We start from the raw sequence: 20,840 nt of genomic DNA, 5'->3' as shown, positions 1-20,840 counted from the left end.
CGGCGCTCACGGCAGCCGGCGCCGGACGGCCGCCACGACCGGGCCGGGCAGTTCCCCGATGGCCCGCGCCACCCGCTGGAGGTCGGGCAGCCAGCCGCCGCGCACCGACGCGGCGGCCGGGTCCGGCGCGAACACCGTGCCGTCGTGCGGTGCGACCGGCCGGTCGGTCAGCCCGAGCAGTCGCATCAACGGCCCGACGAGGGCGTCGTAGACGCCCGGCAGCATGGTGAAGCCGATCCGCATGACCAGGTTGACCCGCCCCACCGACACCTCCCGGCGGGGCCGGTCGGCGCAGTCCACGATGGCCCGCGCCACCCGCTCCGGGGTGGTGACGGGCGGCGGGGGCCGGCCGGCCCGGCCGAGGTGGTTAGCGGCCCGCTGGTAGACCGGGGTGTCCACACTGCCCGGGTTGACGATGCAGACGTGCACCCCCGGGGTCTCCCGGGTCTCCTGCTGGAGGGTGCGGGTCAGCCCCTGCAACCCCCACTTGCTAGCCACGTAGCCGCTCATGTAGGGCGCGGTGATGTGGCCCAGCACCGACCCGGTGAGGATCAGCGTTCCACCGCCGTCCGCCGAGAAGCGGCGCAGCGCCACCCGGGCCACCGCGGCGGCGGCGAGCAGGTCGGTGCGCACCACCTGCTCGAAGACCCGCTCCGGGGTCTCCTCGAACCGGCCGTACGCCATCACCGCCGCCGTGTGCACCCAGACGTCGATGCCGCCGAACCGGTCGAGGGCCGCGTCGGCGAGCGCCGTCAGCGCGGCGTCGGCGGTGATGTCGGTAGGCACCTGGAGCACCTGCGCGCCCGCCGCCCGGCACTCGTCGCGCACCGCGGCGAGGGTGACGGGGGAGCGGGCGGCGAGCACGAGACGGTCCCCGCGTGCCGCGAAGGCCCGGGCCGCCGCCCGGCCGATCCCGCTGGTCGCGCCCGTCACGACCACCGTCCGGGTCACGGTGCCAGCACGACCTTGACGCAGCCGTCCTCCTTCTTCTGGAACATCTCGTACGCCTGCGGCGCCTCCGCCAGTGGCACCCGGTGGGTACGCAGGTCCATCACGCCCAGCGGGTCGTCGTCGCCGGAGAGCAGCGGGATGATCTCGTCGGTCCACCGGCGCACATGGCACTGCCCCATCCGCAGCTGGACGCCCCGGTCGAACATCTCCATCAGGGGCATCGGGTCGACCTCGCCGCCGTAGACGCCGGAGATGGAGACCGTGCCGCCGCGGCGGACGGCCTTGAGCGCGGCCTTGAGCACGACGAGCCGGTCGACGCCCGCCTTGTCGGTCATGGTCTGGGCGAGCTTGTCCGGCAGCAGCCCGGTGGCGGCCTGGGCGAGCTTGCCGAGGGGCGCGCCGTGGGCCTCCATGCCCACCGCGTCGATGACGGCGTCGGGGCCGCGCCCGTCGACGAGGTCGATCAGCGCGCTGGGCACGTCGTCCAGTTGGCTGACGTCGAGCACCTCGATGCCGTGTCGGCGGGCCATCGCCAACCGCTCCGGCACCAGGTCCAGCCCGATGACCCGGTCCGCGCCGAGGTGCCGGCCGATGCGGGCGCAGAGCTGACCGACCGGCCCGAGCCCGAAGACGGCGAGGGTGCCGCCGCGTGGGGTGTCGGCGTACTTCACCGCCTGCCAGGCGGTCGGCAGGATGTCGGACAGGTAGAGCCAGCGCTCGTCGGGCCCGGTGTCGGGCACCTTGATCGGGCCGAACTGGGCGTGCGGCACCCGCAGGTACTCCGCCTGCCCACCGGGCACCGAGCCGTAGAGCGACGTGTAGCCGAACAGCGCGGCGCCCTTGCCCTCGGCCGTCACCTGGGTGGTCTCGCACTGCGCGTACAGCTGCCGGTCGCACATCCAGCAGGAGCCGCAGGAGATGTTGAACGGCACCACCACCCGGTCGCCCGGCTTGAGCCGGGTCACCCCCGCGCCCACCTCCTCGACGATGCCCATCGGCTCGTGGCCGAGGACGTCGCCGGGCTTCAGGTACGGCCCGAGCACCTCGTACAGGTGCAGGTCGGAGCCGCAGATCGCGGTCGAGGTGATCCGGACGACGGCGTCGGTCGGCTCCTCGATCCGCGGATCGGGCACCTCCTCCACCCGTACGTCCCGCTTGCCCTGCCAGGTCAGTGCCTTCATGTCCCGTCGTCCCCTCCTCGTGCCGTCCCCGGGGTTGCTACCCGCCCCCGACGACTTGAACCGGCACGGAGCGCCGAGGTGGCCGATGGCGGGCGGGTCGCGATGGCGGGGCCAGGGGCGGGTCGCGACAGCCGGGCCGGGGGCGGGTGGTTCGGGCGGCATCGAGGGCCGGGATCGCGTGGGTGACGGCCCGCAGCCGCCGCGGGGATGGTCGAAGCCGGATGCGCATGGTCGGGCGTCGTCCCCGAAGCGGCTCCGGCCCGGTGTCCGGTGGCCCGGTGTCCGGTGGCCCGGCGTTTGGTGGCCTGGCGTCCGGTGGCCCGGCGGTCCGATGGTGCGGCGTCCGGTGGTCTGGTGGTGCGGCGTGCGGCGTGCGGCGTGCGGCGGTCTGGTGGTCCGGTGGTCCGGTGGCTGCCTGTCGAGCTGATGTCGCAGACGACTCAGCTGATGTCGCAAACGATTCAGCTCGACAGGGCGCGAGCAGGGAGATCCGGCCGGGCGGGACAGTGGGCCGTATCGGGGCAGACCAAACTCCGTCGAAGTCGAAGTCGAAGTCGAAGTCGAAGTCGAAGTCGAAATCGGGGCGCGGGCGTCGCGGTGGGGAGGGGGACGGCGGGCCGGCGATCGGCAGCTGCTACGGCGAGGGTCGCCGCGATCGGGTGGGTGCTACGGCGAGGGCCGCCGCGTTGGAAGACGCGGCGGCCCTGTGCCGATCTCGCCGGCGTGAGGTGTGCGGCTCAGGAACCGGGGGTGTTGTCGCCCCGCTTCGAGGTGGCCATCAGGAAGTCGCGGTTGAGCCGGCCGATGGTGTTCAGCGGGATGCCCTTCGGGCAGACCACGGTGCACTCACCGGCGTTGGTGCAGCCGCCGAAGCCGGCCTCGTCGTGCGCGTCGACCATGCCGATCACCCGGGTGTAGCGCTCCGGCTGGCCCTGCGGCAGCAGCGAGAGCTGGGTGACCTTCGCGGCGGTGAAGAGCATGGCGGAGCCGTTCGGGCAGGCCGCCACGCAGGCGCCGCAGCCGATGCACTCCGCCGCCTCGAACGCGGCGTCCGCGTTGGCCTTGGCGACCGGGGTCGAGTGCGCCTCGGGGGCGCTGCCGGTCGGCGCGGTGATGTAGCCGCCGGCCGCGATGATCTTGTCAAAGGCGCCCCGGTTGACCACCAGGTCCTTGATGACCGGGAAGGCCCGGGCCCGCCACGGCTCGATGTCGATCGTCTCGCCGTCGGAGAACTGCCGCATGTGCAGCTGGCAGGCGGTGGTGCCGCGCTGCGGCCCGTGCGCGTCGCCGTTGATCATCAGGCCGCACATGCCGCAGATGCCCTCGCGGCAGTCGTGGTCGAACGCCACCGGCTCCTCGCCGGCGAGGATCAGCCGCTCGTTGAGGACGTCGAGCATCTCCAGGAACGACATGTCCGGGGAGACGTCGTCGACCTTGTAGGTCACCATCCGACCCTTGTCCTCGGGGCCGGACTGGCGCCAGATGCGCAGGGTCAGGTTCACTTGTAGCTCCGCTGCGTGGGGTGGACGTATTCGAAGTTCAGGTCTTCCTTGTGCAGCACCGAGGGCTCGCCGGTGGCGGTGAACTCCCAGGCCGCCACGTACGCGAAGCGGTCGTCGTCGCGCTCCGCCTCACCGTCGGGCGTCTGGTGCTCGGCCCGGAAGTGACCGCCGCAGGACTCCTCGCGGTGCAGCGCGTCGATGCACATCAGCTCCGCCAGCTCGAAGAAGTCGGCCACCCGGCCGGCCTTCTCCAGCGACTGGTTGAGCCCCTCGCCGGTGCCCGGCACCCGGACCCGCTGCCAGAACTGCTCGCGCAGCGCGCGGATCTCGTCGATCGCCTTGCGCAGCCCGGCCTCGCTGCGCTCCATGCCGCAGTGCTCCCACATGATCTGGCCCAGCTCGCGGTGGAACGAGTCCACGGTCCGGTCGCCGTCGACGGCCAGCAGCCGCTGGATCCGGTCCTCGACGTCGGCGCGGGCCTGCACGGCCGCCGGGTGCGTGGCGTCGACCTTCTCGAACGGGCCGGACGCCAGGTAGTGGGCGACGGTGTTGGGCAGCACGAAGTAGCCGTCGGCCAGGCCCTGCATCAGCGCCGAGGCGCCGAGCCGGTTCGCGCCGTGGTCGGAGAAGTTGGCCTCGCCGATCACGAACAGGCCCGGGATGGACGACTGGAGGTCGTAGTCGACCCAGAGGCCGCCCATCGTGTAGTGCACGGCGGGGTAGATCCGCATCGGCACCTCGTACGGGTCCTCGCCGGTGATCCGCTCGTACATCTCGAAGAGGTTGCCGTACTTGGCCTCGATGGCCTTGCGGCCGAGCCGGTCGATCGCGTCGGAGAAGTCGAGGTAGACGCCGAGCCCCGTCTGGCCGACGCCGCGCCCCTCGTCGCAGACGTTCTTCGCGGCGCGCGACGCGATGTCGCGGGGCACCAGGTTGCCGAAGGAGGGGTAGATCCGCTCCAGGTAGTAGTCCCGCTCGTCCTCGGGGATGTCCCGCGGGCTGCGGGTGTCGCCCTTGGTCTTGGGCACCCAGACCCGGCCGTCGTTGCGCAGCGACTCGCTCATCAGGGTCAGCTTCGACTGGTGGTCGCCGGAGACCGGGATGCAGGTCGGGTGGATCTGCGTGTAGCAGGGGTTGGCGAAGTACGCGCCCTTGCGGTGGGCCCGCCAGGTGGCGGTGACGTTGCAGCCCTTGGCGTTGGTGGAGAGGTAGAAGACGTTGCCGTAGCCGCCGGAGGCGAGCACGACGGCGTCCGCGAACTCGGTGGTGATCTCGCCGGTGACCATGTCCCGCACGACGATGCCGCGGGCCTTGCCGTCGACGACGATCAGCTCCAGCATCTCGTGCCGGGTGTTCATCTCCACGTTGCCGAGGCCGATCTGCCGCTCCAGCGCCTGGTACGCGCCGAGCAGCAGCTGCTGGCCCGTCTGGCCCCGGGCGTAGAAGGTGCGCTGCACCTGCGCGCCGCCGAAGGAGCGGGTGTCCAGCAGGCCGCCGTACTCGCGGGCGAACGGGACGCCCTGGGCGACGCACTGGTCGATGATGTTGACCGAGACCTCGGCCAGCCGGTGCACGTTGGACTCCCGGGAGCGGAAGTCGCCGCCCTTGACGGTGTCGTAGAAGAGGCGGTGCACCGAGTCGCCGTCGTTGCGGTAGTTCTTGGCGGCGTTGATGCCGCCCTGCGCGGCGATGGAGTGCGCCCGGCGCGGGCTGTCCTGGTAGCAGTAGGTCTTGACCCGGTAGCCCTGCTCGCCCAGCGTGGCGGCGGCCGAGCCGCCGGCCAGGCCGGTGCCGACCACGATCACGGTCATCTTGCGGCGGTTGGCCGGGTTGACCAGCTTGGCCTCGAAGCGGCGGCGTTCCCAGCGGGTCTCGATGGGGCCGTCGGGAGCCTTGGTGTCGGCGATCGGGTCGCCCTCGGTGTAGAGATCCATGTCAGGACACCAATCCGGTGAGTACGGCGAACGGGACCGCCAGGTAGCCGGCGCAGAGCACGACGGCGAAGCCCAGCGCCACGGCTCGGGCCCGCCGCTCGCCGCGCGGGCTCTGCTGGCCGAGGCTGCGCAGCGCGCTGAACAGGCCGTGCCGCAGGTGGAAGCCGAGGGTGACGACCGCCAGGGTGTAGAAGAGCGTGACGTACCAGCGCTCCGGGGCGAAGTCGGCCACCACGTTGGCGTACGGCCGGCTCGGGTCGCCGACCGGGTTCAGCGTGCCGGTGGTGAGGTCCAGGATGTGGTAGATCACGAAGAGCAGAATGATCACGCCGCCCCAGCGCATGGTGCGGGCCGCGTAGCTGCCCTGCACCTTCTTGCGGTGCGCGTACTGCACCGGGCGGGCGGCGCGGGCGCGCACGGCGAGGGCGGTCGCGGCCCAGATGTGGCCGAGCACCGCCGCCAGCAGCCCGATCCGCAGGATCCACAGGAACCACACGCCGGGCAGGATCGGGGCGCCGATCTCGCGCAGCCAGTGCGCGTAGTGGTCGAACGAGGTCGCCCCCGTGAAGATCTTCAGGTTGCCGAGCATGTGCGCGATGAGGAACAGCACCAGGATGATGCCCGTCACCGCCATGACGGCCTTCAGGCCGACGCTGGAGCGGATGGGCGACCGAGTTCTCGTGACTACCACGCGATCGACGCTAGGAGCACTTGATTCAGTCGTCCAATGCATCGAACTCGCAGTCTTGATAGCTATAGGCTATGTAGATGCAGCTCCATCAGCTGAAGTACTTCGTTGCGGTGGCCGAAGTACGACATTTCACCCAAGCCGCCGACATCGTGGGCATCACCCAGCCCTCGTTGAGTAAGCAAGTTCACGCCCTCGAGGACGGCCTCGGCGCCCCGCTGTTCGAGCGGGTAAGGGGCAACATCACGCTCACCGCAGCCGGTGAGGTGCTGCTGCCGCTGGCCAAGCGGATCCTCGCCGACGTCGACACCGCAACCCGCGAGGTGCAGGAGCTGGTCGGCCTGCGCCGTGGTCGGGTCCGGCTCGGCGCCACCCCCAGCCTCGCCACCTCGCTCGCCCCACCCGTGCTGCGCCGGTTCCGCGACGCCCACCCCACCATCGACCTTCGGGTGGAGGAGAGCGGCTCACAGGACCTGGTCCGCGGCCTGCTCCGCGGCGACCTCGACCTGGCACTGATCATCATGCCGGCCCAGGGCACCGACCCCGGGCTGCGCGCCGACCCCATCCTGCGGGAGAGCCTGGTGGTCGCCTCCGTCGAGGAGCTGTCGGTGAGCCCGGAGACCGGTCAGCTGCGCGTCGCCGACCTGCGCGACCAGCCGATGGTGATGTTCCGGGAGGGCTACGACCTTCGCGACGCCACCCTCCAGGCCTGCCGGGAGGCCGGCTTCGAGCCGACCATCGCCGTCGACGGGGGCGAGATGGACGCGGTGCTGAGCTTCGTCGAGGCCGGGCTGGGCGTCGCGCTGGTCCCCGGCATCGTGGTGGCCCGGCGCCCCGGCGTACGCGTCACCCGGCTGGCCCCACCCGGCGTCCGGCGGACCATCGCGGTCGCCCGGCGCCGCGACGTGGTGCCCACCCACGCCGGCCGGGAGCTGCGCCGGATACTGCTGGACTACGTCCGCGACGCCACCACCGGCGGGGACCTGCCGCCGGGCGTCGAGCCCCTCTGACGCCGCCGGCACGCGCCCGGCCGCACTGGTCCCACGGCGCCGGACCGCGCCGGTCCCACGCCGCCCGGCCGTGCCGTCCCAGGTCGCCCGGCCGCGCCATCCGACGCCGCCAGGTGCGCACGACGGAAGACGACCGGGCCCCGCCGGCCTGCCTACGCTGCCCGCATGGCAACGGGCAGCGCCGTGGTGATCGGCGCGAGCATGGGCGGGCTGCTGACCGCCTGCGCACTCACCGAGGCGTACGAGCGGGTCACCCTCGTGGACCGTGACCTGCTGCCCGAGCAGGCGGAGAGCCGCCGGGGCGTACCGCAGGGGCGGCAGTTGCACGTCCTGCTGACCCGGGGCCGGCAGGCGTTCGAGGAGCTGCTGCCCGGGATCTCGGCGGAGCTGAGCGCGCGGGGCGTGCCCACGGTCGACCTGCACGAGCAGGTCCACTGGTACAACAACGGCCACCGGATGCGGCGCGCGCCGTCCCCGCTGTTCGCCCTCGGGGTCAGCCGGCCGCTGCTGGAGCAGGTCGTCCGGGAGCGGGTGGCCGCCCTGCCCGGGGTGCGGATCGTGGCGGGCTGCGAGGTGGAGGGGCTGACCACCACCCTCGACCGGGGACGGGTCACCGGCGTACGGCTGCGCTTCCGCGACGGGGACCCGACCACCGTCGCCGCCGACCTCGTCGTCGACGCCGGCGGCCGGGGCACCCGCAGCCCGGTGTGGCTGGCCGAGCTGGGCTACCGGCCGGCGCCGGAGGAGCGGGTCAAGGTCGGCGTCACCTACCTCACCCGCACCTACCGGCGGGAGCCGCACCACCTGGAGGGGCTGCTCGGCGCGCTGACCAACGCCGTGCCCGGCCAGCCCCGGGGCGGCATCGTCGCCGTGCAGGAGCAGGGCCGGTTCGCGGTGGCGCTCAGCGGCATGCTCGGCGAGGAGCCGCCGGCCGACGACGAGGGGATGACCGCCTTCGCCGAGACCCTCGCTGCCCCGCAGATCGCCGACCTACTGCGTACGGCGCGGCCGGAGAGCCCACCGGCGACGATGAAGTTCCCGGCCAGCGTGCGGCGGCGCTACGAGCGGCTGCGCCGCTTCCCGGCGGGCTACCTGGTGGTGGCCGACGCCGTGTGCAGCTTCAACCCGGTCTACGGGCAGGGCATGACGGTGGCCGCGCTGGAGGCCCTGCTGCTGCGCCGACTGCTGCGACGGCCGTCCGACCGGCTCGCCCGGCGGTTCTTCCGGGGCGCGGCCCGGCTGATCGACGGGCCGTGGTCCATCGCCGTCGGCACCGACCTGCGCTTCCCCGAGGTGCCCGGCCGCCGCTCGCCGCGGGTACGCCTGGTCAACGCGTACGTGGGCCGGCTGCACGAGGCGGCGACCCGGGACCCGGCGCTGGGCGCGGCGTTCCTGCGGGTGGTGAACCTCGTCGACCCGCCGACGCGGCTGCTCTCCCCGCCGGTGCTGTTGCGGGTGCTGCGCGGGTCGCCCTACCTGCCCTCGGCCTCGTCCATCGCCCGGTAGATCCGCTGCTCCGACACCGGGTACGGGGTGCCCAGCGCCTGGGCGAAGACGTTCACCCGCAGCTCCTCGACCATCCAGCGGATCTGCCGGACGGCCGCCGACTGCCGGCGCCCGGGCGGCAGCGCGGCGAGCATCTCCTGGTACTCCTTCTGCACCACCGCCACCCGGTCCTGCTGCTGCTTGTCGCGCTGCGGGTTGCCCGGCAGCCGGTCCAGCCGCCGCTCGATCGCGGTGAGGTAGCGCAGCAGGTCGGGCAGGCGCGCGTAGCCGGTCTCGGTGACGAAGCCCTTGTGCACCAGGCCGTTCAGCTGCACCCGGATGTCGGCCAGCGCGGCCACCACCGCCAGGTTCCGCGTGGCGCCGAGGCGCTGCTCGACCGCGTACGCGGCGGCGAGCACCCGGCGCACCCGGTCCATGATCTCGACCACGGTGTCCACCAGGTCGGCCCGGACCTTGTCCCGCAGGGCGGCGAAGCCCTCGGCGTCCCAGGCCGGGCCGCCCGCGTCGCCGATCAGCTTGTCGATGGCCGCCCCGGCCGCGTCGGAGATCAGCTCCTGCACGCCGCCGTGCGGGTTGCGGCTCAGCGCCAGCTTCGCCTCGTTGGACAGCCGCCCCTGGAGGAACTTCGCCGGCGACGGCACGGTGAGCCGCAGCAGCCGCCGCGTGCCCGCCCAGTGCGCCGCCTCCTGCTCGGCGGGCGAGTCGAAGACCTTCACCCCGACGGTGTCGCCCTCGTCGACCAGGGCCGGGTACGCGGTCACCGCGTACCCGGAGCGGACCTGCTCGATGGTGCGAGGAAGATCGTCGATGCTCCACGTACGGAGGCCCGTCCGGGCGACGTCGGGTGCGGCGGCGGCCACGACCTGGCGTACCTCCGCCTTGAGCTGGCGTTGCAGGGCCGGCAGGTCCTTGCCCTCGGCGACCGGCTTGTTCTCCTCGTCGAGCACCCGGAAGCGGACCCGCAGGTGCGGCGGCAGCTTCTCCGGCTCCCACGCGTCCCGGGGCACGGTGACGCCGGTCATCCGGCGCAACTGCCGGGTCAGCGCGTCCAGCAGCGGCTCCTCGCCGGCGGGCATCGCGGCCAGCGCCGCGCGCGCGAAGTCCGGCACCGGGACGAAGTTGCGGCGCACCGCCTTGGGCAGCGAGCGGATCAGCGCGATCACCAACTCCTCGCGCAGCCCGGGCACCTGCCAGTCGAAGCTCTCCGCCGGCACCTGGTTGAGCAGGGGCAGCGGGATGTCGACTGTCACGCCGTCGGTCGGCGTGCCCGGCTCGAACCGGTAGGTCAGCGGCAGCGTCACCCCGTCGGCGGACCACTCGTCGGGGTAGTCGGCCTCGTCCACGCCGGTGCGGCCGGCGTTGACCAGCAGCTCCCGGGTGAAGGTGAGCAGGTCGGGCTGCTCCCGGCGGGTCTTCTTCCACCAGGCGTCGAAGTGTCGCCCGGAGACCACGTCGGCCGGGACGCGCGCGTCGTAGAAGTCGAAGACGGTCTGGTCGTCGACGAGGATGTCGCGGCGCCGGGCGCGGTGCTCCAGTTCCTCGATCTCCGCCAGCAGCCGCTGGTTGTCGGCCCAGAAGTGGTGGTGGGTCTGCCAGTCGCCCTCGACGAGGGCGTGCCGGATGAACAGCTCCCGGGACAGCGCCGGGTCGATCCGGCCGAAGTTGACCTTGCGTGAGGTGACCAGCGGGATGCCGTAGAGGGTCACCTTCTCGTAGGCCATCACGGCCGCCTGCTTCTTCTCCCAGTGCGGCTCGCTGTAGCTGCGCTTGACCAGGTGCTGGGCCAGCGGTTCGACCCACTCGGGCTCGACCCGGCCGGCGACCCGGCCCCAGAGGCGGGAGGTCTCCACCAGCTCGGCCGCCATCACCCAGCGCGGCGGTTTCTTGAACAGCGCCGAGCCGGGGAAGAGCGCGAACTTCGCGCCCCGGGCGCCCAGGTACTCGTGCTTCTGCGCGTCCTTGAGCCCGACGTGCGACAGCAGGCCGGGCAGCAGCGACTGGTGCACCTTCGGGGTGTCGATCTCCTCCGGCAGGTCCGCGCCGCCCCGGCGCCCGCCGCCGCCGTCGGCCGGTCGCCCACCAGCCTGTTCGGTGGTACGCCTCAACTGGCTGACGATGTCCTGCCACTCGCGTACCCGCAGGTAGTTGAGGTATTCGGCCTTGCACATCCGTCGGAACGCGCTGGACGACAGTTCGCGCTGCTGCTCGCGCAGGTGCCGCCACAGGTTGAGCAGCGACACGAAGTCCGACTCGCGGTCGGTGAACCGGGCGTGCGCCTGGTCGGCCTGGGCCTGTTTGTCGGCGGGCCGCTCGCGGGGGTCCTGGATGGACAGCGCGGCGGCGATCACCATCACTTCGGTGGCGCAGCCGTTGCGCTCGCCCTCGACGACCATCCGGGCCAGCCGCGGGTCGACGGGGAGCTGCGCCAGCCGCCGGCCCAGCGGGGTGAGCCGCTTCGCCGGGTCGGCCTCGGCCGGGTCCAGCGCGCCGAGCTCGTGCAGCAGGTTGACGCCGTCGGCGACGTTGCGCCGGTCCGGCGGGTCGATGAACGGGAACGCGGCGACGTCGCCGAGCCCGATGGAGGTCATCTGGAGGATGACCGAGGCGAGGTTGGTGCGCAGGATCTCCGGGTCGGTGAACTCCGGGCGGGACAGGAAGTCCTGCTCGTCGTAGAGGCGGATGCAGATGCCGTCCGAGGTGCGCCCGCAGCGCCCCTTGCGCTGGTTGGCCGACGCCTGCGAGACCGGCTCGATCGGCAGCCGCTGCACCTTGAGCCGGCTGCTGTAGCGGGAGATGCGGGCCGTTCCCGGGTCCACCACGTACTTGATGCCGGGCACGGTGAGCGAGGTCTCCGCCACGTTGGTCGCGAGCACCACCCGGCGCCCGGCGTGCGGGGCGAAGACCCGGTGCTGCTCGGCGGTGGAGAGCCGGGCGTACAGCGGCAGGATCTCGGTGCCGCGCAGCGCCGGCTTCTTCTCCACCAGCTTGCCCAGCGCGTCGGCGGTGTCGCGGATCTCCCGCTCGCCGCTGAGGAAGACCAGGACGTCGCCGGGGCCCTCGGCGGCCAGCTCCTCGACGGCGTCGCCGATGGCCTGGACCTGGTCGCGGACGTTCTCCTCGTCCTCCCCGTCGTCCTCGCCCTCGGCCACCTCGACCAGCGGCCGGTACCGCACCTCGACCGGGTACGTGCGCCCGGAGACCTCGACCACCGGCGCCGGTACGCCGTCGGGCTCGTCGGCGGTGGGCGGGCCCGCGAAGTGCCGGGCGAACCGCTCGGTCTCGATGGTCGCCGAGGTGATGATCACCTTGAGGTCGGGGCGGCGGGGGAGGAGCTGCCGGAGGTAGCCGAGGATGAAGTCGATGTTGAGGCTGCGCTCGTGCGCCTCGTCGATGATCAGCGTGTCGTACTGGCGCAGCATCCGGTCGGTCTGCAACTCGGCGAGCAGGATGCCGTCGGTCATCAGCTTGACCAGGCTGCGGTCGCTCACCTGGTCGCTGAAGCGCACCTTGTAGCCGACCACGTCGCCCAGCTCGGTGCCGAGCTCCTCGGCGATCCGGTCCGCCACCGTACGCGCGGCCAGCCGGCGCGGCTGGGTGTGCCCGATCAGCCCGGTGATCCCGCGCCCCAGCTCCAGACAGATCTTCGGCAGCTGGGTGGTCTTGCCGGAGCCGGTCTCGCCGGCCACGATCACCACCTGGTGGTCGCGGATCGCGGCGGCGATGTCGTCCTTGCGCTCGCTGACCGGCAGCTGGGCCGGATAGGTGACCACCGGTACGGCGGCGCGCCGGCCCGCCAGCAGCGCCTCGGCCCGCGCCACGTCGGCGGCGATCTCGTCGAGCGCCGACTCCCGGCGCTGCGGGTCGCGCAGCCGGCGTATCCCGTCCAGGCGCCGTTGCAAGCGGCGCTGGTCGCGGAACATCAGGGGACGGAGGCGGCGGTGCAGCTCGCGGACGGGGTCGGTCGCGGCGGGTGCGGCTGGATTCTGCATGTCGTCGCCAAGGATAGGCAGCCGACGGCCGGACCGCCCCCGGGTTACCGCCGCACCGCCCCGGCCCGCGCGCGCCCACGCCCGTCGGGGGCGCGCGGCGGCGTCGCCTCGGACCGGCCGTCGGGGGCGCGCGGCAGCGTCGCCTCGGACTAGAGTGGGGCGTCGACCGACCTTGGCCACGGGGGACTGGATGACGATGCGCGACACCGACCGGGCCCTGGTGCAGGCCGCCACGGCGGTCGCCAAGCTGCGCTGCCGCAGCGACAACCACACGGTTGCCGCCGCCGCGCGGACCACCGACGGCCGGGTCTTCACCGGGGTCAACGTCTACCACTTCACCGGTGGCCCCTGCGCCGAGGTGGTCGCGGTCGGCGCCGCCGCCACCCAGGGCGTCACCGAGCTGGAGACGATCGTCGCGGTGGGCGACCGGGGGCGCGGGGTGATCCCGCCCTGCGGGCGCTGCCGGCAGGTGCTGCGCGACTACTTCCCCACCGTCCGGGTCATCGTCGGGCCGATGGACGCGCTGCGCGTGGTGCACGTCGCCGAACTGCTGCCGGAGACGTACGTCTGGGCCGACCAGCAGCTCGACGGGCCCGCCGGCCCGCTCCCCGCGCCGCGACCGGCCGACTGACGTCCCGGGCCGTCAGTCGCCGGCGGCGGCCGCCAGGATCGACCGGGGCAGCGGCACGCTCTCGAACCGCACGGTGCCCTCCGGCACCATCCAGCTCATCACCTGCACGCTGAGCCGCCCGGCCCGCACGGCCGGGTCGTTGTGGTAGAGCTCTCGGGCCTCCTGCGGGGAGATGGAGAGCACGACGAACCCGCGCAGCCGCTCGTCGTCGGCGTCGACGAAGGGCCCCGCGGCCAGCACGAGCCCCTGTTCCACCAGCCCCGCATGGTGGGCCAGGTGGGCGTCCTGCAACCGGTCGGCCGCGTCCAGCGGTAGCTGCGGCGCGTCCGTCGGCCGGCTCAGGAGCACCACTGTGTGCTGGTCGAATCGCATGCTGACAACCCTAGGGCGGCCGGGGCCGCCGCCCGACCGGATCCGGCGCTGTCCGCCCTGCTCAGCGCCGCCCGGATCGACGACGGCGAGTTAGGCCCGGCCAGGGCGTTCCGCTACGGTAAGGCGACCCTAAGCCCGAACGTGCAGGAGCCTCGTGACCACCCTCGCCACCCGCCCGGCACCTGCCGGCACCCGGCCCCGGGCGCGTGGGGGTCGTCGGCTCGCGGTCACGGTCGCCGCCGCGCTGGTGCTGCTGCTGGCCGTGCTGGCGAGCTTCGCGCTCGGCAGCCGGGCGCTGGCCGTCGACGAGGTGTGGCGCGCGCTCATCGCCCCGGACGGCGGCGAGGCCGCCACCATCGTGCGGGAACTGCGGATGCCGCGCACCGCGCTGGGCCTCGCCGTCGGGCTGGCGCTCGCCGTCGCCGGCGTCCTCTTCCAGGCCCTCACCCGCAACCCGCTGGCCGAACCGCGGATCCTCGGCATCAGCGCCGGCGCCTCGTTCGGCGTGGTGCTGGCCATCTCCGTCTTCGGCGTGAGCACGCTGGCCGGGTACGTCTGGTTCGGCATCGCCGGTGCGCTCGGGGCCGGGGTGCTGGTCTTCGCCGTCGCGGCCAAGGCCCGCGAGGGCGCCAGCCCGGTCACCCTCGCGCTGGTCGGCGCGGCCCTCGACGCCAGCCTCGCCTCCGTGGTGTACGCGCTGCTCAGCATGGACGCCCGCACCTTCGAGGAGTACCGCTTCTGGGTGGTCGGCGGGCTGACCGGCCGGGACCTCACGGTGGCCGCCCAGGTGGTGCCGTTCGTGCTCGCCGGGCTGGTCCTGGCCGCCCTCGTCGCCCGGGGCCTGGACGCGCTCGCCCTCGGCGACGACGTGGCCCGGGGCCTCGGGCACCGGATCGGGCTGGTCCGAATCGGCGGCGGCGTCGCCGCGGTGCTGCTCACCGGGGCGGCCGTCGCCGCCGCCGGGCCGATCGCGTTCGTCGGGCTCGCGGTGCCGCACCTGGCCCGCGCCCTGGTCGGCGCCGACCACCGCTGGACCCTCGCGGTCTCGGCGCTGCTCGGGCCCGCGCTGCTGCTCGGCGCCGACGTCGTCGGGCGGCTCGTCGCGCCGCCCGGGGAGGTGCCCGCGGGCATCGTCACCGCGCTGATCGGCGCCCCGCTGCTGGCCTTCCTGGTCCGCCGCGCGAAGGTCGTGACGGCGTGAGCGCCCCCGCCGCCCCCGCCGCCGGGCGGCCGGCGGGCCGTCCCCGGGTGGGCGTCACCGCGCTGCCGGGGCGGTCGCTCGTGCGGATCGGCCCGGTCAGCGTGCAGGTCCGCCGCCGCTCCGTGCTGGTCGCCGCCGCGCTGGTCGTGCTGCTGCTCGCCGCAGGGGTGCTCAGCCTCTCCCTGGGCACCCCGTACGTCGCCCCGGCCGACGTGCTGCGCGCCCTCTCCGGCGCCGGCACCCCGTACGACCTGGTGGTCCTCGACCTGCGACTGCCCCGGCTGGTGCTGGCCGCGGTGGCCGGCGCGGCCTTCGGGGTGGCCGGCACGCTGATCCAGAGCGTGGCCCGCAACCCGCTCGCCAGCCCCGACGTCGTCGGCATCACCCAGGGCGCCGGCCTCGCCGCGACGGTGGCCCTGACGACTGGCGCCGCGGCGGTGCTCGTGGCCCCGGCGGCGCTGCTCGGCGGGCTGGTCGCCGCCGCGCTGCTGTTCCTCCTCGGCGCCCGGCACGGGCTGGCCGCCCAGCGGTTCGTGCTCGCCGGCGTGGCGGTCGCCTTCGCGCTGCGGGCCCTGACCGAGGTCGTCCTGCTCACCGCCGACCCGATCGACGGGCTGCGCGCGCAGATCTGGCTGATCGGCACGCTCGCCGGCAAGGGCTGGAACGAGAGCCTGTGGATCGCCCTCACCCTGGCCGCGCTCCTGCCGGTGCTGGCCTGGGCCGGCTGGGCGCTGAACAGCACCGCCCTGGACGACGACACCGCCCGGGGGATCGGCCTGCGCCCGGTGGCCCGCCGGGTCGGCCTCGCCGGCACCGGGGTGCTGGCCGCCGCGATGGTCACCGCGCAGGTGGGCGCGGTGGACTTCGTGGCCCTCGTCGCCCCCCAGCTGGCCCGCCGGCTGGTCCGCACCGAGCGCCCGCCGCTGCTCTGCGCCGCGTTGCTCGGGGCCCTGCTGCTGGTGCTGGCCGACCTGGGCGGCCGGCGGCTGTTCGCCCCCACCCAACTGCCCGCCGGGGTGCTGACCGCCGCCATCGGCGGCCCGTACCTGATCTTCCTGCTGCTCCGCGGTCGGCGGCGGCCCTCGTGATGTCCCACCCTGGCAAGGAGGCGTGATGCTCTCCACCCGCGACCTGGTCGCCGGCTACGACGAGCGGACCGTGCTGGACGGGCTCGACCTGGAGCTGCCCGGCGACGCGTTCACGGTGATCGTGGGGCCGAACGCCTGCGGCAAGTCCACCCTGCTGCGCACCATCGCCCGCCTGCTCACGCCCCGGCGCGGCGCCGTGCTGCTGGACGGCACCGCCATCCGGGACCTGCCGACCCGCGAGGTCGCCCGCCGCCTCGGCGTGCTACCGCAGAGCCCGCTGGTGCCCGAGGGGGTGACCGTCGCGGACCTGGTCGGCCGAGGCCGGCAGCCGTACCAGCGGTGGTGGCGGCAGTGGTCGGAGTCCGACGGGGCCGCCGTCGACCGGGCCATGGCGCTCGCCGACGTGACGGCGCTGGCGGACCGGCCGGTCGACACCCTCTCCGGGGGCCAGCGGCAGCGTGTCTGGATCGCCATGACCCTCGCCCAGGACACCGAGGCGCTGCTGCTGGACGAGCCCACCACCTTCCTCGACCTCGCCCACCAGGTGGAGGTGCTGGACCTGCTGCACCGGCTGCGCGTCGAGCGGGGCCGCACAGTCGTCGCCGTACTGCACGACCTCAACCAGGCCGCCCGGTACGCCGACCACCTGATAGCCATGCGCTCCGGTGCCGTGGTGGCCGCCGGGCCGCCCCGGGAGATCCTCACCGCCGACCTGGTCCGGGACGTCTTCGGCCTCGACTGCGTGGTCGTGCCCTGCCCGGTGACCGGGGCGCCCCTGGTGGTGCCCGCGCTCACCAGTCCCACCCTGACCCGCCTGCCCGCCGGGGACGCGGCGACGCCGCTGACCGGCTCGCACCCTTCGAAAGGAATCTGATGCGTCGTCTCGCCGCCGCCCTCACCGCGGCGCTGGCCCTCGGCGTCGGTCTCACCGCCTGTGGTGAGAGCGACCCGGTCGCCGACACCACCACCGGGGAGACCCGGGAGATCGTCCACGCCATGGGCACCACGAAGGTGCCGACGGAACCGAAGCGTGTCGTCGTGCTCGACACAGACAAGATCGACACAGCCCTGACACTCGGCGTCACACCGGTCGGCGCCGCCACCGCCGGCGAGGCGAAGAGCTGGCCGACCTACTTCGGCGAGGAGAAGCTCGCCGGCATCAAGGAGGTCGGGGTGCTCACCGAGCCCGACCTGGAGGCCATCAACGCCCTCAAGCCGGACCTGATCCTGGGCAGCAAGTTCCGCCAGGAGAAGTTCTACGACGAGCTGGCCGCCATCGCGCCGACCGTCTTCACCGAGAAGGTCGGCATCACCTGGAAGGAGAACTTCCTCTTCGACGGCGCCGCGCTCGGCAAGGAGCAGCAGGCCAAGGACCTGCTGGCCGCGTACGAGACCCGGGCCAGGGAGTTCGGCGGCAAGCTCGGCAACGCCGCCGACCGCAAGGTCTCCATCGTCCGCTTCATGCCGACCGAGATCCGGGTGTACGGGCCGGACTCGTTCTCCGGCATCGTCATCGGCGACACCGGCCTGGGCCGCCCCGAGCGCCAGCAGCTCACCGGCAAGGAGGACCGGCGGATGGACCGGGTCAGCCCGGAGCGCATCGGCGAGGTCGACGGCGACGTCATCTTCGTCACCGCGTACGGCGAGAAGGCCGCCGCCGAGCAGGCCAAGGTCACCGGCGGGACGCTCTGGAAGGGGCTGTCGGCGGTCAAGGCCGGCAAGTCGCACGTCGTCTCCGACGAGATCTGGATGACGGGCATCGGCATCGGCGCCGCCAACAAGATCCTCGACGACCTGGCGAAGTACCTCACCGCCTGATCCGTGTCGCGCGCGGCAGCCGCTACGGCTGCCGCGCGTCACCCGTCACGGACTCGCCGGCGGCACGCCGCAGCGAGCGGTACCGGGAGAGGTCCTCGCGGGCCGGCCCGCCCTGCCGGAACCGCTCGGTCGGGTGCACCGCCGGCTGCTCCGGCACCCGGGGCGTCTCCCCGTCCTGCGTGACCAGGTCCTCGGTCTCCTGGACCAGGTAGTGCGGCCGACGCTTGGTCTCGTAGTAGATCCGGCCGATGTACTCGCCGATCACGCCCAGGATCGTCATCTGGATGCCGCCGAGACCGATCACACTGACGATGATGGTGGTGTAGCCGGGAACGTCGATTCCCTTGCTGACGGCGTCGGCGACCACCCAGGCCATGTAGACCACCGCGATCAGGGTGAGGAACAGGCCGCCGTAGATCGCCAGCCGCAGCGGCCGGTTGTTGAACGACAGCAGCCCGTCGAACGCGTAGTTGAACAGCTTGCCGAACGTCCACCTGCTCCGGCCCGCCTGCCGGGTCTCGTTGCGGTGCGCGACCACCACCGTCCGGAAGCCGATCCAGGAGAACAGCCCCTTGGAGAAGCGGTTGTACTCCGGCATCGCCAGCACCGCGTCCACCGCCAGCCGGGACAGCAGCCGGAAGTCACCCGCCCCGTCCAGCAGCCGCACGTCGATCCACCAGTTGACCACCCGGTAGAAGGACCGCGAGGCCAGCATCCGGACGAGGCGGTCACCACGCCGGTCCCGGCGCGCGATCACCTGGTCGAAACCCTGCCGGTACAACGCCACCATGTCGGGCAGCAACCGGGGCGGGTGCTGGAGGTCGCCGTCCATGATGACCACCGCGTCGCCGGTGGCCCGCTCCAGCCCGGCCAGCATCGCCGCCTCCTTGCCGAAGTTGCGGCTCAGCGACGTGTAGCGCACGGCGGGATCGGCGGCGGCGAGCCGGCGCAGCGCCACGAGGGTGCCGTCGGAGCTGCCGTCGTCGACGTAGACGACCTCGATGTCGACGTCGGTGAGCTCCGCGACCGCGGCGGTCACCGCCGTGTGCAGGCGCTCCACCGAGGCCTCCTCGTTGAAGCAGGGCACCACCAGCGAAAGGCGCACCTGCGTCACCCCGCCCGGCCGGCGCCCGAGGACGCCCGCCCCGCGCCGCGCCTCGCGCCGCCCCGCTCAGAGGCGGTAGACCAGCACACCATCGATCTCCTCCCGGGTGATGCCGAGCCCGTCGATCGGCCGGTCCGCGATGCCCTCCCAGGGCGTCCCGGCGGTCCAGCCCGGCAGGGCCACCACGGACCGCACCCCGATGCCGCGCAGGTAGGCCACGCTGCCCGCATCGGGGAAGGTGGGCGTCGCGGCCCGGGTCTGCGCCTGGGTGACCGGCTCGAACCCGCCCAGCCCGTTCGTGACCCGGGGGAACCCGTCCGTCGTCCACAACATGAAGATCAGGTCGACCGCGCCGCCGGCGGGCAGCACCAGCATCGGTTCCGCCGCCGTACGCATCGCGGCCGGCGGCGTCGGCACCACCGGATGCGGCGTCCGGTTGACCCCCTCCAGCCCGACCAGGGCCAGCGGGACCAACAGCAGCACCGGTGCCAGGAGCCTGGCCCAGCCCCGGGACGACCACCGCCGCACCGCCGTGGCGAACACCGTCACCGTGCCCGCCGCCAGCACCGCCAGCAGCAGGCTCGTCCAGTGCATCATCCGGCCCGGCGTCCGCAGCGCGTCCCAGCCCGGCAGGTGCTTCGACAGCGTCAGGTAGCCCGGATCGCCGTCGCCGCCGAGGGTGACGCCCAGGCCCAGCAGCACCGTGCCGAGCACCCCGAGCGCCAACGCGACCCGGTGCCGGGCCGGGTACACCGAGACGAACAGCCCCGCCGCGGCCAACGCGAGCAGAACCATCCCGGGCAGCAGCGCCATCTCCGGCGGCCAGGACAGCTGTTCCCGCGCCGCCGCGTGCCGCTCGCCCCACCACCACGAGTCCGCCGGGGCGGTGACGAAGCCGATCAGCGGCGGCGAGAACATCTCCGTCCAGGCCAACGACCGTTCGGCCTGCGGGTTGAGGTCGACGACCTTCAGGTAGACCAGGCCCAGCAGGAGCGTCACCGCGCCGAAGACGGCGCCACCGGCCACGTCGGCGACCAGCAGCCGCCGGCCGAACGCGGGTCGTCGCCCGCGCCGCCACCAGGACCAGCCGTAGCCGCCGGCCCCGACCAGCACCGCGGCCAGCAGGAAGTAGACCAGCGGCAGTCCGATGCCGAAGCCCAGGCTGATCTGCCAGGCGGCGACGAGCCACCCCGCGAGGGCCCAGCCGGGTCGCCGCCGCTCCGGCCGGTAGCCGTGCCGCAGCGACCAGCCGTGGCCGCGCGCCAGCATCGCCAGGCACAACGCGATCCCGCCGCTGGACAGGATGTTCAGGTGGCCGGAGTGCGCCAGCCGCCAGGGCGCGTACGCCCACGCGATCCCGGCGACCGCCCCGCCCAGCCGGCCCGCCCCGAGCTGCCGGGCCAGCGCGTACGCCCCGACGAAGGCCAACGCGTGCACCAGCACGTACATCACGTTGTAGCGGACCAGGGCGGCCTCGAAGCCTGAGCCGAGCATCCCGAACGGGGCGTAGCCGAGCAGGGTGTCGCTGTAGACGTACGTGTAGGTCTCGGGGAAGAACGTGTTCGAGTGCCAGAGGCCGGCCGGGTTGTTGAGCACGGCGTGCCCGGCCCAGGCCATCTGCCACGCCTGCAACGTGGGGTCGCCGATGTCGCCGGGGATGGTGCTCGCCGGATGCCGCATCGTCGGCCAGGTCAGCACCACCGCCAGCAGCAGCCCGCCGAGCACCGCCAGTGTCCATTCGTGGCGCAGCCAGCCCCACCGGTCCCGTCGGCCGGGGTCCCCGGGGTCGGGAACCTGGTCGTGGTCGGAGATTTCGGCGGACGGTCGGGCGTCCGTGGACCCGGTGGTCATGAAGATAGATGAT

16 protein-coding genes are annotated in these 20,840 nt (G+C 73.4%); 7 read left to right on the top strand and 9 right to left on the bottom strand.

What is annotated here, in order from left to right:
- Positions 1-6: 6 nt before the first annotated feature.
- From ACLQ20_RS23575 to ACLQ20_RS23555, 5 genes are all read right to left on the bottom strand, one after another.
- Complete coding sequence (locus ACLQ20_RS23575) at positions 7-951, bottom strand: SDR family NAD(P)-dependent oxidoreductase (RefSeq protein WP_425857700.1); 945 nt, start codon at positions 949-951, stop codon at positions 7-9.
- Complete coding sequence (locus tag ACLQ20_RS23570; protein ID WP_327027576.1) at positions 948-2,132, bottom strand: zinc-dependent alcohol dehydrogenase; 1,185 nt, start codon at positions 2,130-2,132, stop codon at positions 948-950. Before ACLQ20_RS23570 ends, ACLQ20_RS23575 begins: the two co-directional genes overlap by 4 nt.
- Before the next feature lie 737 nt (positions 2,133-2,869).
- Complete coding sequence (locus ACLQ20_RS23565) at positions 2,870-3,634, bottom strand: succinate dehydrogenase/fumarate reductase iron-sulfur subunit (RefSeq protein WP_132235856.1); 765 nt, start codon at positions 3,632-3,634, stop codon at positions 2,870-2,872.
- Positions 3,631-5,568 (bottom strand): fumarate reductase/succinate dehydrogenase flavoprotein subunit, encoded by a 1,938-nt coding sequence (locus ACLQ20_RS23560; protein WP_358119010.1) that lies wholly within the window; start codon positions 5,566-5,568, stop codon positions 3,631-3,633. Before ACLQ20_RS23560 ends, ACLQ20_RS23565 begins: the two co-directional genes overlap by 4 nt.
- 1 nt (position 5,569) lies before the next feature.
- Positions 5,570-6,301 (bottom strand): succinate dehydrogenase cytochrome b subunit, encoded by a 732-nt coding sequence (locus ACLQ20_RS23555; RefSeq protein WP_151456382.1) that lies wholly within the window; start codon positions 6,299-6,301, stop codon positions 5,570-5,572.
- Between the two features lie 35 nt (positions 6,302-6,336).
- Between ACLQ20_RS23555 and ACLQ20_RS23550 the strand changes: the two genes are divergently transcribed.
- Together ACLQ20_RS23550 and ACLQ20_RS23545 are read left to right on the top strand one after the other, a co-directional pair.
- Positions 6,337-7,266, top strand: a complete 930-nt coding sequence (locus ACLQ20_RS23550; RefSeq protein WP_151456383.1) for a LysR family transcriptional regulator — start codon at positions 6,337-6,339, stop codon at positions 7,264-7,266.
- A 165-nt stretch (positions 7,267-7,431) separates the two neighbouring features.
- Positions 7,432-8,772, top strand: coding sequence for an FAD-dependent oxidoreductase (locus ACLQ20_RS23545; protein WP_425857699.1), 1,341 nt, complete (start codon positions 7,432-7,434; stop codon positions 8,770-8,772).
- Here ACLQ20_RS23545 and hrpA read toward each other — a convergent pair.
- A complete protein-coding gene (gene hrpA, locus ACLQ20_RS23540) occupies positions 8,739-12,761 on the bottom strand; it encodes an ATP-dependent RNA helicase HrpA (protein ID WP_425857698.1) in 4,023 nt (1,340 codons plus the stop codon). The genes ACLQ20_RS23545 and hrpA overlap by 34 nt on opposite strands.
- 190 nt (positions 12,762-12,951) lie before the next feature.
- On the opposite strand from hrpA, the gene ACLQ20_RS23535 reads away from it, so the two are divergent.
- Entirely contained in the window at positions 12,952-13,392 is a 441-nt protein-coding gene (locus ACLQ20_RS23535; RefSeq protein WP_132235868.1) for a cytidine deaminase, read from the top strand.
- Positions 13,393-13,404: 12 nt separating this feature from the next.
- Here ACLQ20_RS23535 and ACLQ20_RS23530 read toward each other — a convergent pair whose 3' ends face one another.
- Positions 13,405-13,764, bottom strand: coding sequence for a YciI family protein (locus ACLQ20_RS23530; RefSeq protein ID WP_425857697.1), 360 nt, complete (start codon positions 13,762-13,764; stop codon positions 13,405-13,407).
- A gap of 154 nt (positions 13,765-13,918) precedes the next feature.
- Here ACLQ20_RS23530 and ACLQ20_RS23525 point away from each other — a divergent pair, with 154 nt between their 5' ends.
- Genes ACLQ20_RS23525 through ACLQ20_RS23510 form a run of 4 tightly spaced genes read left to right on the top strand, consistent with a single transcriptional unit; the run spans position 13,919 to position 17,871 of the window.
- Positions 13,919-14,965, top strand: coding sequence for a FecCD family ABC transporter permease (locus ACLQ20_RS23525; protein ID WP_327027582.1), 1,047 nt, complete (start codon positions 13,919-13,921; stop codon positions 14,963-14,965).
- Entirely contained in the window at positions 14,962-16,053 is a 1,092-nt protein-coding gene (locus ACLQ20_RS23520) for a FecCD family ABC transporter permease (protein WP_425857696.1), read from the top strand. Before ACLQ20_RS23525 ends, ACLQ20_RS23520 begins: the two co-directional genes overlap by 4 nt.
- A 25-nt stretch (positions 16,054-16,078) precedes the next feature.
- Positions 16,079-16,927 carry an ABC transporter ATP-binding protein gene (locus tag ACLQ20_RS23515; RefSeq protein WP_425857695.1) on the top strand — a complete coding sequence of 283 codons (849 nt, stop codon included), beginning with the start codon at positions 16,079-16,081 and terminating at the stop codon, positions 16,925-16,927.
- Complete coding sequence (locus ACLQ20_RS23510) at positions 16,927-17,871, top strand: ABC transporter substrate-binding protein (protein ID WP_358118999.1); 945 nt, start codon at positions 16,927-16,929, stop codon at positions 17,869-17,871. The genes ACLQ20_RS23515 and ACLQ20_RS23510 overlap by 1 nt, the downstream gene beginning before the upstream one ends.
- Before the next feature lie 22 nt (positions 17,872-17,893).
- Here the strand turns inward: ACLQ20_RS23510 and ACLQ20_RS23505 are convergent, their stop codons facing one another.
- Together ACLQ20_RS23505 and ACLQ20_RS23500 are read right to left on the bottom strand one after the other, a co-directional pair.
- Positions 17,894-18,985, bottom strand: coding sequence for a glycosyltransferase family 2 protein (locus ACLQ20_RS23505; RefSeq protein ID WP_425857694.1), 1,092 nt, complete (start codon positions 18,983-18,985; stop codon positions 17,894-17,896).
- A gap of 57 nt (positions 18,986-19,042) precedes the next feature.
- Positions 19,043-20,827: a hypothetical protein gene (locus ACLQ20_RS23500; protein ID WP_327027588.1), complete on the bottom strand. Its 1,785-nt coding sequence runs from the start codon at positions 20,825-20,827 to the stop codon at positions 19,043-19,045.
- Positions 20,828-20,840 lie beyond the last annotated feature (13 nt).

It is taken from the genome of Micromonospora sp. DT46 (assembly GCF_049841735.1).
Classification (GTDB): Bacteria; Actinomycetota; Actinomycetes; order Mycobacteriales; family Micromonosporaceae; genus Micromonospora; species Micromonospora reichwaldensis.
This window is presented reverse-complemented; position numbering and strand designations above follow the sequence as displayed.